This is a genomic window from Calothrix sp. NIES-2098 (assembly GCF_963875125.1).
Classification (GTDB): domain Bacteria; phylum Cyanobacteriota; class Cyanobacteriia; order Cyanobacteriales; family Nostocaceae; genus Aulosira.
Genome location: NZ_CAWNKJ010000001.1, coordinates 4,870,873 through 4,886,990 on the forward strand (window position 1 = coordinate 4,870,873; position 16,118 = coordinate 4,886,990).

Annotated in this window: 20 protein-coding genes; 9 read left to right on the top strand and 11 right to left on the bottom strand. The window is 40.7% G+C overall.

All coding sequences use genetic code 11. The features are described from left to right. The first annotated feature begins 90 nt into the window (after positions 1–90). Both AACU33_RS20385 and AACU33_RS20390 read left to right on the top strand, forming a co-directional pair. Positions 91–945, top strand: a complete 855-nt coding sequence (locus AACU33_RS20385; RefSeq protein ID WP_096590386.1) for an SDR family oxidoreductase — start codon at positions 91–93, stop codon at positions 943–945. 2 nt (positions 946–947) lie between these two features. Beyond that, positions 948–2,294, top strand: a complete 1,347-nt coding sequence (locus AACU33_RS20390; protein ID WP_096590387.1) for a lactate racemase domain-containing protein — start codon at positions 948–950, stop codon at positions 2,292–2,294. Positions 2,295–2,319: 25 nt separating this feature from the next. Here AACU33_RS20390 and AACU33_RS20395 read toward each other — a convergent pair whose 3' ends face one another. From AACU33_RS20395 to AACU33_RS20405, 3 genes are all read right to left on the bottom strand, one after another. Beyond that, on the bottom strand, positions 2,320–3,495 hold the full coding sequence (locus tag AACU33_RS20395; RefSeq protein ID WP_096595321.1) for a homospermidine biosynthesis protein: 1,176 nt from the start codon (positions 3,493–3,495) through the stop codon (positions 2,320–2,322). A gap of 41 nt (positions 3,496–3,536) precedes the next feature. Then, the gene (locus tag AACU33_RS20400; protein WP_096595322.1) at positions 3,537–4,058 is read right to left on the bottom strand and encodes an O-acetyl-ADP-ribose deacetylase; all 522 of its coding nucleotides are present in this window, start codon (positions 4,056–4,058) and stop codon (positions 3,537–3,539) included. Positions 4,059–4,174: 116 nt separating this feature from the next. Then, the gene (locus tag AACU33_RS20405; RefSeq protein WP_339376512.1) at positions 4,175–4,471 is read right to left on the bottom strand and encodes a DUF6508 domain-containing protein; all 297 of its coding nucleotides are present in this window, start codon (positions 4,469–4,471) and stop codon (positions 4,175–4,177) included. 168 nt (positions 4,472–4,639) lie between these two features. Here AACU33_RS20405 and cobO point away from each other — a divergent pair, with 168 nt between their 5' ends. Further along, the gene (cobO, locus tag AACU33_RS20410) at positions 4,640–5,317 is read left to right on the top strand and encodes a cob(I)yrinic acid a,c-diamide adenosyltransferase (protein WP_096590388.1); all 678 of its coding nucleotides are present in this window, start codon (positions 4,640–4,642) and stop codon (positions 5,315–5,317) included. A 270-nt stretch (positions 5,318–5,587) separates the two neighbouring features. Here cobO and AACU33_RS20415 read toward each other — a convergent pair whose 3' ends face one another. Beyond that, a complete protein-coding gene (locus AACU33_RS20415; protein WP_096590389.1) occupies positions 5,588–6,340 on the bottom strand; it encodes a hypothetical protein in 753 nt (250 codons plus the stop codon). Positions 6,341–6,813: 473 nt separating this feature from the next. On the opposite strand from AACU33_RS20415, the gene AACU33_RS20420 reads away from it, so the two are divergent. Next, positions 6,814–6,960: a hypothetical protein gene (locus AACU33_RS20420; protein ID WP_339376169.1), complete on the top strand. Its 147-nt coding sequence runs from the start codon at positions 6,814–6,816 to the stop codon at positions 6,958–6,960. A gap of 88 nt (positions 6,961–7,048) precedes the next feature. Here the strand turns inward: AACU33_RS20420 and AACU33_RS20425 are convergent, their stop codons facing one another. The 4 genes from AACU33_RS20425 to AACU33_RS20440 form a co-directional block, all read right to left on the bottom strand. After that, positions 7,049–7,792 carry an HNH endonuclease gene (locus AACU33_RS20425; protein WP_096590390.1) on the bottom strand — a complete coding sequence of 248 codons (744 nt, stop codon included), beginning with the start codon at positions 7,790–7,792 and terminating at the stop codon, positions 7,049–7,051. Next, on the bottom strand, positions 7,785–8,702 hold the full coding sequence (locus tag AACU33_RS20430) for a DNA adenine methylase (protein ID WP_096590391.1): 918 nt from the start codon (positions 8,700–8,702) through the stop codon (positions 7,785–7,787). Before AACU33_RS20430 ends, AACU33_RS20425 begins: the two co-directional genes overlap by 8 nt. A gap of 48 nt (positions 8,703–8,750) precedes the next feature. Further along, positions 8,751–9,215 (bottom strand): MarR family winged helix-turn-helix transcriptional regulator, encoded by a 465-nt coding sequence (locus AACU33_RS20435; protein WP_096590392.1) that lies wholly within the window; start codon positions 9,213–9,215, stop codon positions 8,751–8,753. A 136-nt stretch (positions 9,216–9,351) separates the two neighbouring features. Next, positions 9,352–10,548: an FAD-dependent oxidoreductase gene (locus AACU33_RS20440; protein WP_096590393.1), complete on the bottom strand. Its 1,197-nt coding sequence runs from the start codon at positions 10,546–10,548 to the stop codon at positions 9,352–9,354. A 159-nt stretch (positions 10,549–10,707) separates the two neighbouring features. On the opposite strand from AACU33_RS20440, the gene AACU33_RS20445 reads away from it, so the two are divergent. After that, positions 10,708–11,454: a class I SAM-dependent methyltransferase gene (locus tag AACU33_RS20445; RefSeq protein ID WP_096590394.1), complete on the top strand. Its 747-nt coding sequence runs from the start codon at positions 10,708–10,710 to the stop codon at positions 11,452–11,454. Between the two features lie 10 nt (positions 11,455–11,464). On the opposite strand, the gene hemW is transcribed toward AACU33_RS20445, so the two are convergent. Beyond that, positions 11,465–12,649 (bottom strand): radical SAM family heme chaperone HemW, encoded by a 1,185-nt coding sequence (hemW, locus tag AACU33_RS20450; RefSeq protein ID WP_096595323.1) that lies wholly within the window; start codon positions 12,647–12,649, stop codon positions 11,465–11,467. Positions 12,650–12,900: 251 nt separating this feature from the next. On the opposite strand from hemW, the gene AACU33_RS20455 reads away from it, so the two are divergent. Continuing rightward, positions 12,901–13,977, top strand: coding sequence for a PIN/TRAM domain-containing protein (locus tag AACU33_RS20455; protein ID WP_096590395.1), 1,077 nt, complete (start codon positions 12,901–12,903; stop codon positions 13,975–13,977). Between the two features lie 105 nt (positions 13,978–14,082). Here AACU33_RS20455 and AACU33_RS20460 read toward each other — a convergent pair whose 3' ends face one another. Further along, positions 14,083–14,889, bottom strand: a complete 807-nt coding sequence (locus AACU33_RS20460; RefSeq protein WP_096590396.1) for an Rpn family recombination-promoting nuclease/putative transposase — start codon at positions 14,887–14,889, stop codon at positions 14,083–14,085. A gap of 49 nt (positions 14,890–14,938) precedes the next feature. Here AACU33_RS20460 and AACU33_RS20465 point away from each other — a divergent pair, with 49 nt between their 5' ends. Further along, complete coding sequence (locus tag AACU33_RS20465) at positions 14,939–15,127, top strand: hypothetical protein (protein WP_096590397.1); 189 nt, start codon at positions 14,939–14,941, stop codon at positions 15,125–15,127. A 12-nt stretch (positions 15,128–15,139) separates the two neighbouring features. Here the strand turns inward: AACU33_RS20465 and gloA2 are convergent, their stop codons facing one another. Then, positions 15,140–15,526: an SMU1112c/YaeR family gloxylase I-like metalloprotein gene (gene gloA2, locus AACU33_RS20470; protein WP_096590398.1), complete on the bottom strand. Its 387-nt coding sequence runs from the start codon at positions 15,524–15,526 to the stop codon at positions 15,140–15,142. Between the two features lie 107 nt (positions 15,527–15,633). Here gloA2 and AACU33_RS20475 point away from each other — a divergent pair, with 107 nt between their 5' ends. Both AACU33_RS20475 and AACU33_RS20480 read left to right on the top strand, forming a co-directional pair. Continuing rightward, positions 15,634–15,822 (top strand): DUF6888 family protein, encoded by a 189-nt coding sequence (locus AACU33_RS20475; protein ID WP_096590399.1) that lies wholly within the window; start codon positions 15,634–15,636, stop codon positions 15,820–15,822. Continuing rightward, on the top strand, positions 15,809–16,063 hold the full coding sequence (locus AACU33_RS20480) for a DUF6887 family protein (protein ID WP_096590400.1): 255 nt from the start codon (positions 15,809–15,811) through the stop codon (positions 16,061–16,063). Before AACU33_RS20475 ends, AACU33_RS20480 begins: the two co-directional genes overlap by 14 nt. Positions 16,064–16,118: the final 55 nt, after the last annotated feature.

A 16,118-nucleotide genomic window follows, 5' to 3' on the forward strand; every position in this document is an offset into this window, starting at 1 on the left:
TTGCGTCTAAGAAAAACGAACCGCGAAGACGCGAAGGTCGCGAAGAAAGAGTTTGAGAGAGTTTTTGCGTCAGTCCCAGAGGAATTATCAATGACAGAGTTATTGAATAAAGCAGATTTTATTTTGGATAAACTTTTTAGCCTCAAAGATCAGGTAGCAGTAGTTACAGGCGGTTCTGGTGTGCTGGGTGGGGCTATGGCACGGGGTTTAGCTTTGGCGGGAGCGCGAGTGGTTGTTCTCGGTCGCAATGAAGTACGGGCGAAAGCTGTGGTAGCTGATATTACTGCCAATGGTGGGGAAAGTATGGCTGTGCTGGCGGATGTGGGCGATCGCTCTCAGTTAGAAGTAGCCAGAGATAGTGTATTAAAGCATTGGGGACAGATAGATATCTTGATAAACGCGGCTGGTGGGAATATTCCGGCGGCGACAATTACTCCTGATGCGACTTTTTTTGATATGCCACACGCGGCTTTTGCGCAAGTAGTCGATCTCAATCTGGTGGGTACTTTAATACCCAGCCAGGTTTTTGGTCAAGCGATGGTAGACAGAAATCAGCCTCGTGGTTGTATTGTGAATATTTCTTCGATGTCTGCTATTCGTGCGATTAGTCGGGTGGTGGGTTATTCAGCTGCGAAAGCTGCGATTGATAACTTTACACGTTGGCTAGCTGTAGAACTCGCTCAAAAGTATGGAGCCGGGTTGCGAGTAAATGCGATCGCCCCAGGTTTTTTTATTGGGGAGCAAAATCGAGATTTACTGTTAAATCCAGATGGTAGTTTAAGCGATCGCGGGCAAAAAATCATTGACCATACCCCCGCTGGGCGTTTTGGCGAACCGGAGGAATTACTCAGCACTTTGATTTGGTTATGCAGTTCCGGTTCTAGTTTCGTCAATGGGGTAGTCGTACCTGTAGACGGTGGCTTTAGTATCTACAGTGGAGTATAAAAATGTATTCACTTGCTGTAAATAACGGAACGCTTTCGGATGAAAAAGTGTCCGAACTAGTTCATCAAGCTTTAGCAGATCCTCAGTTTAATGGACAGCGCATCCTAGTATTAATTCCCGACGGAACCCGCACTGCGCCTATACCGCAAATGTTTAGATTACTCCATCAAGAGTTGGGTAATAGGGTAGCTGCACTTGATTTTTTAATCGCTCTGGGTACGCATAATCCCATGAGTGAAGCACAAATCAATCGCTTAGTTGGAGTAACACCACAGGAGCGAGAGACTATATTTAAAAATGTGCAAATTTTTAACCACCTTTGGCATCTACTAGATACCTTTATTTCTTGTGGCGTAATTTCCGCAGATGAAATAGCAGAAATTAGCGGGGGAATGCTGCATCAAGAAGTCGATGTGCGTGTTAATAAGCTGGTAAATGAATACGATTTGATAATTATTTGCGGCCCAGTTTTTCCCCACGAAGTTGTCGGTTTCTCTGGTGGAAATAAATATTTTTTCCCTGGTATTAGCGGTCAGGAAGTAATTAATCTATCACATTGGTTAGGTGCTTTAATTACCTGTTACGAAATTATTGGTACGCAGGGAATCACACCAGTTCGCCGCTTAATTAACCGCGCCGCTAGCCTAATTCCTACACCGAAGTTGTGTCTAGCTATGGTTGTTGCACCTGGAACAAATCAGTTAGCTGGACTTTACATAGATAAACCAGAAGTAGCTTGGGAAGACGCTGCAAAATTATCGGCTAAAGTACATATTAAATATGTAGCTCGGCCTTTTAAACAAGTGCTTTCCGTTATGCCCGAAATGTATGATGACATTTGGACTGCGGCTAAAGGAATGTACAAGCTAGAGCCAGTAGTAGCCGATGGTGGTGAGGTAATTATCTATGCGCCTCACATTACCGAGTTTAGCTATACACACGGCGAAATCCTTGGCCAAGTTGGTTATCATGTGCGGGATTACTTTCTCAAACAGTGGGATAAATTCCAAGGCTATCCTGCGGGAGTGCTGGCTCATAGTACTCACTTGAAAGGTATGGGTACTTTTGACCCAATAACAGGGGAACAAGCACGAATTCGTGTGACTCTCGCAACTGGTATTTCTCCAGAACGCTGTGCTGCACATAACTTGAATTATCGCGACCCGACTACTATTCGACCAGCAGAATGGGCTAACCGAGAGGATGAAGGTATCTTACTTGTACCGAAAGCCGGAGAAATACTTTACCGCTTGAAATCTAGTGTTTCTACAGATGTAGAAGCTAATGCTGCTGACTTTAGTTCGCCTATCCATAAAACAATCGCAGAAACCCAGACCTTTACGAACTAGGTCTGGGTTATTAATTTTAAAATCCCTAAGGAGTATTAGGAATCAACCTACCACAAGGATAAGTAGCTGCTTGCTGAGATGCATCATCTGCAACAGCCGCAGGAATTTTATCTGAGGGTTGTGATTTAGCAGCCAAATAGTCTTGGCGCAATGCCTCAACAATGGCTTCTCGTCTGTCATACAGCCGCTTTAATGGGCGTGGTTGACACTGCTTCAGGACGTATGCTGTCACCAACGGTAGGGCTATTGTGCTATCGGTATAACAAACAATCGTACTGGGTAATTCTTCCGGGTCGATTTTACCCCAACTCACAGCTTCCGAAGGTGTCGCCCCAGACAAACCACCTGTATCAGGACGCGCATCGGTAAACTGGACAAAGTAATCGTGTCCCCGTTCTTCTAACCCTAATACCTCGTGAATTTGCGGCTGAGTTTGTAGCAAAAAGTTCTTTGGACTGCCACCACCGATAATTACAGCTGCACTTTTGCCTTCACCTTCTCGTGCATTGTAGGCGATCGCAGCTGTCTCGTTCACATCAATTGAGGGATCTAAAATTAACTGCGAACCTTCAAACGCCAAAGCCGCGACATTCATCCCAATGGAACTATCTCCAGGTGAAGACGTATATATAGGTACGCCATACTCATAAGCTGTCGCCAACAAACAGGAATTTTTCACTCCCAATTGCTTTTCGATTTCCCAAACATACTTTCCTAGTAAATGGTGAAACTCAGCGGTTCCCATGCGCTTTTGAAAAGGTTCGGCTTGCAGAATCTTGCGGATAAATGCATCAGTTTCCAGCAGCACATCGTAGCCGAAGATAATGTCATAAATTCGGATAGTTCCTTGTTGGCGTAGCTTCACATCATCCAAAAAGGGATTACCCGCAAATAATTCAAAACCCAAACCGTAGTGCATATCGTGATAAAGATTTGCACCGGTGCTAATCATCCAATCAATAAAGCCGTTGCGAATCAAAGGTGCAAGAACAGAAACCCCGAAGCCGGCTGGTGTCATTGCGCCAGAAAGGCTAACACCCACCGTTACACCATCCGTCAGCACATCGCGACTCAGCAGTTGGCAAATTTCCCGTAACCGTGCTGAGTTGTAAGCGGTGAAGTAATTATCAATCAAATCAACCACACTAATATCTGTTGACATCGGTATGGGTGCAATTTTTTGACCCAGCTGTTTTGACATTTTGAGATCCCGAAAAGTAAACGCGCCGAATCTAATGTTATCTAGCTTTCTGCTAATTCTTGTATAACCTTGAGATAACATTCGTAGGCAGTTTGTCCAAAACAAACAAAAATTACTTGTTGTAGAGACTTATGGCTGTGTAAAAACTTGTTAACTTCCGCGATCGCAATTCTGCTAGCGCGTTCAAATGGAAAACCATACACACCTGTGCTAATCGCTGGGAAAGCAATAGTTTTAATTTGATATTGTTCAGCCAAAGTCAAGCTGTTGCGATAACATCGAGCTAACATCTCATCTTCACCTTGATTCCCACCGTGCCAAACTGGCCCGACAGTGTGAATTACCCATTTTGCCGGGAGTTTATAACCTTTGGTAATTTTAGCTTCCCCAGTAGCACAACCATGTAACTGGCGACATTCTGCCAACAATTCTGGCCCAGCAGCGCGATGAATTGCACCATCAACACCGCCACCACCAAGTAGAGAATTTTTTGCAGCGTTGACAATTGCATCTACTGGTAGCTGCGTTATATCACCTTGAAAAACTGATGTTTGCTCGATCATCTTTGGTTTGGAATTTTGGTTAACGTTATTTAATATCAAAGCTGTATGGATTGCTTGTAGTCTTGGGAATATTGCCAGAAAGTCTCCATTGTCAATTATTCCCGCTAAATGACCGCTTAAAGCACGTGAGTAGCGAACAATTTCTGCAATGTAGCAATGTCTGCTAAAGTTAATAATTCTGGTTCTGTAACAAAACGATGAGCTTTATTCTGCCAAGCTTGCCAATCAAAGTCAATGACAAAATTTTCTTGATAAATAGATGTAATGAATCTGTTAAATTCTTTAGAATAGCAATAGGGATCTAAAATCAAAGGTTCAGTTTGTATCTCATATAACTTAGCTTCCTTATCCGCAAATAAGGTTGAAAAAGCTAATAAATTTTCAATATTTTTCAGTGTAATTGTACTGGATATCTAGAAAATAGAACTTAGGTAAAATTGGAACAAGAACAAAATTTTACTTTATTTTCAGTAAGTATCCTGAAATTGCGTAAATCTGGATGAATGAAATAAAATTTAATCCTATCTTCTGCCCTCTGCCATCTGCCCCCTGCCTTTGTTAAGTATTATTAGATAACATTGATGAAAGACGACACCCCACAACAATTAGATTCAGACCAAGAGATTGCACGTGTAATTGACGAAGTAATGTCCTCATCTTTAAGTAACGAACAGTACCGCAAAAAGATGCAGCGACGTAAAGAAGTACAGGAAAAGCGCATAGCACAAGCTGTACCGGAAAAGGGATTAATTATTGTAAATACTGGTAATGGTAAAGGTAAAACAACTGCGGCTTTAGGGATGGTATTGCGATCGCTTGGTCACGGATATAAAGTAGCGATCGTCCAGTTTATCAAAGGAGCCTGGGAACCATCAGAAAAAAGGGTGTTCAGTAATTGGCAAGACCAGTTAGAATTTCATGCTATGGGCGAAGGCTTTACCTGGGAAACCCAAGACCGCGATCGCGATTTAGATAAAGCTCAAGCCGCCTGGGAGAAATCATTAGAATATATTCGTAACCCAGACTTCAGATTAGTTCTATTAGATGAAATTAATATTGCTTTGAAAATGGGTTACTTACAAGTTGACCAAGTGTTAGCCGGGTTAGCCACAAAACCTGCTGATACTCACGTTATTCTTACAGGTAGAGGTGCACCAACCGCTTTAATTGAGCGAGCCGATCTAGTTACAGAAATGACTTTAATTAAGCATCCTTTCCGCGATCAAGGTGTAAAAGCTCAACCGGGAATCGAGTATTAAAAAATTTGTCATTATTTATTGTGTGGTGGGCATTGCCCACCATATTTTAGTAGCTATTTCTCATCTTATCTTTAGCTAAAAATAACAGCGATCGCATACTCCTAAGCAGCCTACGATCGACACTAATATCTTTAATAGGTTTAGTAAAAATAACTTTACAACTTGATTTTAAGATTTTCGGAATAACCAGCAGTACTGCAAACGTTTAAACCATAAATTAGGAATTAGGTTTTGATAATTCCTAATTTATAATTTATACTTCATGACTCATTATTTAACTAGTTTGCGGTATTCGCTGGCAGTAGGTTGATTGCACATCTGCAAAATGCGTCGGTCATTATTACTAATAGACTTTAGCTGATGGTAATCTTGCAGGGCAACTGAGTAAGCATAGGTACTTAACTCATCATCATTAATGCTAGGTATGCTATTGGCTGTAGCAACCTGATTTGAGCTAGTTTCATCAGGCGAAGCATTAACCGTCATTGCTAACTCTCCCGAACGGTCAATTGTGCCCTGGAAACAACTAAACTCAGAATTGGGCATATACATTGCACCCGTCACCTGAGATTGGCGCTTCTCAAATATGATGTAGCCTTGACCAATCTGGTTTGCTGTTGGTGATTGACCATACAGATAAACTCCATCGTTTTGAGGCAGATTACTTACAGGTACATTTGTTGCTTCTGCGGCAGATTTTTGAGTTCTGCTCATCATTGCTGTAGTTGCGGTTGATGTTTTTAAGTCTTTTGCAGAACTTTTAGAAGATGGTTGAACAAAACTTTCGGTAGATGACAGTTCAATGTTAGGGATAGTAGCCGATTGCACAACTTGTCTTTGCGCTTTTACTTCTCTTAGCTGTGATAAGAGATGCGTTCCAGAACTAATTTGAGAATCTGTTTGGATTTGATTACTCAGTACTGGTTTAGTCTGTTCGCCTAGAACCCCAAGGGTAATGATGAAAGCAACAGCGGGAATTGCTACCTGACGAGAAGCACAGAACTCATAAATGTTTTTCAGCACCTGATTTCTCCTGTTAAAAAACTAACTACTCTCTCAGCACCTTAAATAAACTTAACTACGTATTTGTAGTGCAAGGCTCCATCAATGGTTTGATTTATATTGTCCGGGAAAAAATATTTCCGAAAACTGAAACTTTTGTATAGTTTGCCATTGCAAACTCAGATTACTGCTTGAAAGCTATCTGCTGCTTCACCCTACAGAGTCACCCGATCGGGTGATGCTAGCGCTAAGAATACAAAATTATTTTTCTGTTTTGATTTCAAAAAATGTTGACATTTGTCGAGAAACATCTGACTTTTGTCCTATATCTTTAGTAACGGTATAGGCAACTACAAAAGCAACTTCCTCTATTACGGATTATGTCTAAAGATTTTTTTAGCGATTGAGTAATTATATTTTTTTGCAGGCATGGGAAATGAGGTAGTGGGGAGCCAGTGCCGTGGATAGCTTCGTCATCCCAGAGAAGACACACTATGAATTACCGCTACTATGGGCCTTCTTCAGCATTTTCCGCTTCCAGCCCTAACCACAAGACAGTCGCTAGCATTCAGAACCGAATTGTAATACAACCAGGCGATGCGATCGCATCTTGCTCGCTTGCAAGTAAAGTTTTCAATTAGACGATTGCTCTTCCCAGTAACTCGGTCATAGCTTCCTCATCCTAAAGCAGACAGGTCATCAATTATTAACCAGTTCTCTATTGTGGTGTTAGCTATCGTCATTCCGATCGATTTCTCTTTCAATGATTTCCTTGATAAATTCAGGAATTTCTTTATTCAGTTCCACAGCTTGCTGTTTTAATCTTTCGTATATACTAATATCTTCTCCTTGCCATAAGAGATCAATTCTTCTTACTTGTCGCATGGCAATATGTGTATATTTTTCTGGATAAGCCCAGTAACATGATAAACAAATAGATTTATCCTTGAGATGATTCCAGTTTTGACAATGCTCACATGACCAAGATTTTGCTCTGTTAGCAGAGCCACAAAGCAGCATAAAGTATTCAGGTAAAAGTTCCGGTTCCCCATCAACTTCAAAAGGAACACGGTGATCGATCTGCAATTCACGCTCATCTACCTCTTCCAAATAAATGAAGCATTTACAGCCATATCTCTTAATTAATTCATCCTTCAATTGTTTTGATAGACCAGTTCTACCAGAAAACCTAGAAAATCTAGCCTTACTAATATCACCAAATCTATAAGCAGCGATTCTTCTACCATCGCTTCCTTTAACACGGAAAGTTTCTAGAGGAATTCCATGTTCTCGAACATCTCTTGCTGCTCTTGGAGGATGATTATAGCCGTATGTGTTCTTGAGTTCTTCTGTAGTTACGAAACCATATTGCAAAATGTGATCGATCACAGCTTTTGGTCTTTTAGCAGTCACGGACTGACAAAGTTGTATGAAGTCATCTGGTAAGAGAGGGTGCTGCTGAGAACTATCCATACTTCTCCATCAGAATAAGCTGTTTGCGCGATCTGCTAATATAGCTTTCTATCTCTGAAGTTTGATTACGAAATAAAGATGGTGATAAGTACAAGAACTCTATCGTTATTTCCTCTTGCCCCAAAAGAGTTGCTTGGGATGAGCGCCCAACCTCAATTTCTATCTTTTTCAGCCCTAATTCTTCTGGTAAGGTGTTACCGAAAGTTTTATTTCCTCGTTTGCCATCATAACTAACTACAAACGCTACTCTTTTTCGATTTAAATCCTCAAGAGCGATAACAAAATCATCAAAACTGATTCCCGAAAAATATCTTGTATCTCTATTACCACACACACCTTGATAAGGGGGATCTAAATAGATAAAATCACCTTGTCTAACTGTAGACAAAACTTCTCTATAATCTAAACAAGTGAATCTGCACTTATTTTTCAGCAGACGAGAAATCCCTTCTATATTTTTTCTCATTTTGTCAGGCTGAGTTCCCTTTCGCCTTTTATCAGGGCTTTGGTTAAAAAGACCATCAGAGTTATATCGAACAGACCCTTTCACGCATCGCGCCAATAAATACAGAAAAATTTGAGGATCGTGAGTCCTATTAAACTTATCTCTGGCTTGATAGTAATGTTCTAGCGAATTGCTATGCTGCTCATTCCAGATATTTTCATAACCAGTTGCTATTTTTTCAGGATTTTTTACGATTAATTCTAATAATTCAACTAGGGGTTGATTTAAATCATTGAGCCAAAAATTTTGGGAAATTTTTTGATAAGCAGCAGCAATACTAATTGCAGCAGTTCCCGCAAATGGCTCGACCAATCTATCTAAAGTTTTAGGCAGAAATTGGAGAATATCTGATGCCAGGTTTCTTTTACTGCCTTGATATTGAACCAGATGCGGGACACTTGTCATGTCAATAAAGTACAAATAACCTCAATAAGCTTATCATCAGGGCTAAGGTTAAGGAGCTTTTTTAATATCTGTTTGCTCGAAAAGATTTTTGAGTAGAGCCAAGCCTTCTTCAATGTCAGATACTTGTTCTGGTGTCAGACGCTCTAGAATATCAGCAATATGAGTGCGCGTTGTGTCTTGGGATTGCTTTAACAGCAGTTTTCCCTCTTCAGTTAAATTCAGAACTATTCGCCGCCGTTCTTGAGGATGATCGCTACGTTGCACTAGATTGCGTTGGACTAAACGTTCTATGGTTGTTGATGCTGTAGCACAGGTGACGCCTAAATGTTCTGCTACCTCAGATAATGATGCACCAGAATTGCGATTGAGAAATGCTAGCGATCGCAACTGGGGTATGGATAGAGATTCAGCATTGTGACTGCGCATATCTGCTCGGATAAACCGCATCAGCAAAGGAACTGTTTCCATAACTCTAGCGGCACATTCTTCAGTGGGTTTTCCGAGCTTGGGCATTTTTTTCTCCTAATTACATCACACCTGTGGGTACAATCTCCACAGATAACAGTCAAGCCTATTAATGTTAACAAGAGAATTGTACAGTCCAGACCAATGCTTGCTTGACATACTGCCTACCTAAAGTAATTTTGAGTCAGTATGGCTTGTAGCTATAGAGCCAACTTTGAAAATCATCATTATTTACTAATTGCGATCGCTCTTGCATTTGCCTGTCAAATGTCTCAGTATCGATTTCGTAATAGCGCATCTCACCTAACGCACTACGAGCTTGAATAACTTGTGTGCGCTCAATGCACCGCTGTTCATACCTATTTAAAGCTGCTTCCAGATGAGATTCCTGGGATAAACACGCTTGCAATTCGTATGCATCTTCAAAAGTAGAATTTGCTCCCTGCGCTAAAGCAGGTGCCATTGGATGAGCAGCATCGCCTAGAAGTGTGACTCTGCCTCGGCTCCAATGAGTTAATGGCGGGCGATCGCAGATAGGATGCTCCATGATTTGCTCGGCTGGTGTTGCTTCTACAACCGCCCGAAAGGATTTATCCCAGTCTTTTAATTCATTGAGAATACGAGATTTGACTTGTTCGGCACTCTGTGAAAGAGAGTAATCAGGTAAGAATTTACGACTAATCCAACTGGTGTATCCATCACCCACGTTGAGCAGGTACATGAACTGTCTATTACCTTTAACAAAAATTAGATCGTTGGAATTAAACAGATCGTGGTTATATTTGATGACTGAACGCCAACACATACTGCGCAAATAATTAGGCTGACCTTCTCCAGTTAAAGTTTCTCTAATCGCAGAGTTAACACCATCAGCACCAATTACAAAATCAGCATTTACTGTATTTCCACCATCAAAATAGATTTCCACACTCCGATCGTTTTGTTGAAAGCCAATGCAGCGATGATTGAGGTGGATAATTTCTGATGGCAATCTAGATGCCAGAACTTGTTGTAAATTCCACCACCAAATAATGATAAATGTCTGACCGTATTTCTCTAAATACTTGGCTGTATTAGTGCGGATTGTTTCTCCATTAACATTTTTTAAAGCTGACTGGCGAAGTTCACAGCCTGCACTTTTCAGACTCTCAACTATTCCTGGCGAAATTGCTTCTAAACAATTCAATCCGTTGGGAGTGAGTCCTAGACCAGTACCAGCAGGGCGAAACTCTTGTGCTTTTTCGTATACCTGAACATCAAATCCTTGGTTTCGTAGTGCGATCGCAGTAGCCAAACCACCAGGGCCAGCACCAATGATAGCAATTTTTTCTACTGTCTGTTTAGTTGAGTTCTGGGTAAGAGAGTGTTCTTGTATATTCATATTGCTTTTTATCTTCAACTTCTCTGTGATAAGTTAAAAACAGTCGCATCAAGATATATCAATGAATTTTCACTAGATAGAGTTTAACAACTAAACAGTAAAAGATTTTCGGCTAAACTGAATAAAATGCGGGCATAACTAGAGTGATAACTAGAAATTATGCAAGAGTATTACAAAGAAGACCTCGCATTTATTCATGATGTCGGTTTCAACGATTATGCTCTCAAGTCTGCTCCTGGCATATTAGAAATTCTGGCTCAACACAACATCCGAGAGGGATTGATCGTAGATTTGGGTTGTGGCAGCGGTTTATCCGCACAAGAGTTTACCAAAGCTGGTTATCATGTTTTGGGAATTGATATTTCTGAGCCGATGATTAAAATCGCACGCGCCAGAGTGCCAAATGCTGAGTTTCGCATCGGCTCATTGTTTCAGGTTGATATTCCGCCGTGCAATGCTGTAACATCCATCGGTGAATGTCTTAATTATCTGTTTGATCCCCAGAGCAATTGCCAAACCCCGATTAATCTTTTCCAACGCATATATAGCGCTTTAACTCCTGGTGGTGTCTGCATCTTCGACATTGCAGAACCAGGACAGGTAACACAAGGAATAACTAAAGGATTTACTGAAGGTCAAGATTGGGTAGTACTGGTCGAAAAAGAAGAAAATCCAGAGCAAAACCTCTTAAAGCGTCGGATTATCACCTTTCGCCAAGTCGGAGAACACTACAGGCGGGATGACGAAATACACTACCAACGATTATACAAAGCGACAGATATTGCCGATGAACTGCATCGAGTTGGTTTTCAAGTTGAGATCTTGCGTAGTTATGGCGAATACTCTTTGCCAAAGGCTCATGCTGCTTTGATTGCTAGTAAACCCAAATCTGACGCTTCTTGTTAATTGGAGTTTTTTATTCACCCAATTCTGCAAACAACTCCGCTAAAACCACATTAGAAAATAAAAATCCTTGGGGATCGCTCAAACGTAATTGTCCCTCTACAATTTCTACCCAACCTTTCGCCAAATACGGCTGTAAAAATTTGTGAATCTCCTCTACCTTCTTCTCGCCAAACTCCGCTGCTAATGTGGATAAATTCACACCTTCAGCTAAACGTAATCCCAACATTAAGGTTTCTAACAAAACTTCATCTGCTGGTGTGACTTCACAATCGACTACACAGCCAGCTTTTACCCATTGGTAATACTCTTTAGTCTTGCGCGGACGAGTGAACCGTTTCCCCTCAATGTAGCTAGCCGCACCCATACCAAAACCATAATAAGGTCGATTTTCCCAATAAACCCGATTATGCTGACATTGATGACCGGGTTGAGCATAGTTAGAGATTTCATAATGCTCGTAACCTGCACCAGTCAAAACTTGCTGTGCCATCTGGTACATTTTGACTGTGGTTTCATCTGTGGGTAAAGGGAGATCGCCTGGTTTGTAATAACGACCAAAAGCCGTACCTGGCTCAATTGTAAGGTCATAGATAGAGATGTGGGTTGGAGATATCCCTACAGCTTGTGCTAGCGAATCCTGCCAACAATCTAAAGACTGATGTGGTAGACCAGAAATTAAGTCTAAACTAAATTCGGGAATCTCGACTTTGCGGACTAATTCCACAGCTGCAAAAATATCCGCAGTTGAGTGCGATCGCCCAGCAACTTTGAGTAACTCTTCTTGAAAAGCCTGTACGCCCAAACTTACCCGATTCACCCCAAGACTGCGATAACCTGCGATATGTGCTAAATCAAACGTACCTGGGTCCATTTCCATTGAAATTTCTGCCCCTGGTACAATCCCAAAACGCTTTTCTAGTGTCTTTAGTATCTTTTGTAACTGGTCTATTGAGAGTAGTGAAGGAGTACCACCGCCAAAAAAAATCGTCTTTAAGGGTTGACCAAATATCGGTGTAATGCTGATTTCTTGAGTTAGTAGTTCTACATATTGGGAGATAGTACCAGATGTTTCACCACGCAAGCGATCGCCCACAACAGATATGGGAAAATCGCAATAAAAGCACCTGCGTCTACAAAATGGAATATGTACATAAGCAGACCTAGGAATGCTATAAAAATTAACTTTTTTATCCATTGTGAGAAACATTAAAATTAATTGTACTGACAATACAAACGATAAAAATTAGTAGTTTATTTACAGGATTTATCGTTTTACAACAAAACGATGAAAAATATGAAGTTAAACCTATTTGGTTATAATATTTGCAGATATTGCCTGCTTAAACCCCTAGAGTTAAGTGAACATTTATCAATTGGTTTTGCCGATGAAATAAAAAATACTTAAACTCTTTCGGTTAATACCAGTTGCAGGAAAACAACACAACCATGCTTGATGCAATTATTATTCTCTCATTTATCCTAGCAGCAGCGGGTATAGGGTTCTATAGCATAGAACTACTACCCAATGGTTCGCTAGACAGGGTAACAAACCTAGAAGCTTTACGCTTAGTTGTTGCCGTTTTTGCCGCTATTATTGGCGGTGCAGTGGGACTGAGTTTCCAAACGACATATCGACGTTTAGAAGCACAAGTCAAAGAAATGCCTCTGGAAGCGATCTTAACGCGAGCGATCGGTTTAGTGATTGGGCTATTATTAGCCAACTTGATGCTAGCCCCGCTATTTTTGCTACCTATTCCCCCTGATTTTAGTTTTATTAAGCCTTTAGTGGCTGTTGTCGGTAGTATTATACTGGCTGTCACGGGCATGAATTTGGCTGACACTCACGGGCGAGGTTTGTTGCGATTTATTAATCCCAACACTGTCGAAACGATGGTAGCGGAAGGGACTCTCAAACCTGCCAATACTAAAGTTTTAGATACTAGCTGTATTATTGATGGTCGTATTGAATCACTTTTAGAAACTGGGTTTCTCGAAGGACAAATTATCGTACCGCAGTTTGTCTTGCAAGAATTACAGCAAGTAGCCGATGCTAGTAAAGACCAAAAGCGGGTGCGGGGAAGGCGAGGCTTAGAAATTCTCAACCGCATTAAAGAAGCTTATCCCGATCGCATCCTCATCAACCCATCTGACTACGAAGATATTCCCACAGTAGATGCGAAGTTAGTGCGATTCGCTCAAGAAATCAACGGTACGCTGCTAACTAACGACTACAATTTATCAAAAGTTGCTAGCGTGCAGAAAGTACCAGTATTGAATGTCAATGATTTAGTTAACGCTGTTCGTCCTACCTATTTACCTGGCGATAATCTTGATTTGAAGATTCTCAAAGAAGGCAAAGAACCCAGCCAGGGAATCGGTTATCTAGATGATGGCACAATGGTTGTTGTCGAGGAAGGTAGCAGTTATGTAGGCGGGGAACTGCGAGTAGTAGTCACCAGTGCTTTGCAAACTTCCGCCGGACGCATGATTTTTGCTAAACCTCAGGCTTCAGCATTGGCATAAGACAATAGAATGTTTAATTCAAACGAATTTAGCGATCGGTGTAGGTTAACTGCACCGATTGTTTATTATATTCATGAGACTAACTCTATCGGGAAAGAATGAACCTTATTGGTTATCGTCGCTTCTTAATTCCACCTGTAAATTCTCTAACCGATCTGTTGATAAGCCTGTAACATTTGCTATTTGTGCTAATGGCATACCAGTATTAATTAGATTTCTTGCCACTTCAAGTAAAGCCTCAGCCTTACCTTCGGCTTTACCTTCGGCTTTGCCTTCAGCTTTACCTTCTTCTAAAATATCTTGATAAATCACTGATTCACGCATAATATCTGACCTCAAAACTCGTTTAATGACCTCTTTATCTAATACTAAACCAGCTAAAACTGCTGTAGCAGCAGCAATATTACTTTGAGCTTTCAATTCCGTTATGCTGTTAATTTGCTGTGCGACATCATTAAGCACTAATTCTGGTTCAATTGTACTGCTGAATGCTGCAAAGGGTAACAGTCCAGGCGTTTTCATAAATACTTCAGTCGGTTGTTCCCAAAGTCTGATAACTGTAAATTCATGGCGCGTCTGAGGAATTGAAAATGTATTTTGTTGCACCAAATCTGAGTTTGTCTGTTTGAGATAGATTACGACTTGATGCATTGCTTTTTTTGGGAAGCGACGATAAACACGAACTCGATAATCTAGCATCCGAAAAGGGATTTCAGCATCAATTTGGGTTTGAAATTCTAGATGCAGTATATTTTGTGCTGACTGTAGCAAAATCAGCGCATCAGCACGAATGGGTTCAAGGGATAATTCTTGAGGACTCAGTTCAGTTAAAGTGATGGGTTCACCTAACAACCACGTGGCGAAGTCTGAGGAGAAATTTTCAGCGAGGAATTTGCAAATGTTGTCAAACATATTGCAATTTTAGCAACTAGTGCGTAAATGCTGTATTTGTATAAGGAAAATGCCCAGTAAAATTCGAGTTAAATTATGCGATCGCTGTAGTCAATCTGCATCAATTTTTTACAGAGTGAAATATGAAGAAGGCGGTCAATGGATATTTGTTTGTCCTGAATGTTGGACTTCACTAAGTGAAAATAACCCGTTTTATGTTTACGGAGGAACGTGGAAAGCTCAAAAGAAGAGAAGATGAGTAAAAAATATTCTAATACTCATAAATTTCTAATGGCAAGTTATCTGGATCTTTAAAGAAAGTAAACTTATTACCTGTAATTTCATCAATTCTAATATTTTCTACTTCTATACCTTGCGATTGTAAGTCAATAACAGTTTGCTCAATATCATCAACAGCAAATGCAAGATGTCTTAAACCGCAAGCTTCGGGCGTACTAGGTCTTTGGGGAGGATTGGGAAAAGAGAATAACTCAATTTGGCTATTTTCGCCAACTCGTAAATCTAATTTATAAGAATTTCTGCGATCGCGAAAAGTCTCTTGAATAATCGGAAACCCTAAAACCTCTACATAAAATTTTTTTGAGCGTTCATAGTCAGAACAAATGATAGCTATATGATGAATGCCATTGATTTTCATAACAGTTTGTAATGATAGCGGCTAGGAGTATTACTGAATACTTCAAATTTCCTAAACGAAGCAGAAACACCTGTTAGAATGAGCGACAGGTGGAGTGAGTAGACGGAATGCCTACAGTTGCTCAATTGCAGAGTTTATATCGCGTTAGCTATCAACTGACGTACATCATGATTCAGCCTATACATCTTATTTGTATTGATAATCGAACTGGTAACATATACATATTAGCTGGGTATGACGAAGAGCTAGAATTCCAAATCTTACCTAATGGAGAGTTTGCTGATGAGCCGAATTAACTACGATGCAATGTCCGATCCTGAATTGAAACAGTATTTTCTTAAACATCGTGGAGATCGAGCTGCTTTTCAAGCATACTTGGAAAGAATCAATCAGCGTCCACTCAGGATTATTGCAAGTCCAGAAGATCCAGATTTTGATGAGAAAGTTCAAGCCGCAATTCGCCAAAAGTTAGAAGCAGGCAGAAGCGGTAGTAGTGAGCAGCCTAACACTACTTTGGAACCAACCGACCAAGAGTAAGCTATTTCAAAAATTACGAATTACAAGGGCAGGCGATCGCCCACCCTCCGCTAAA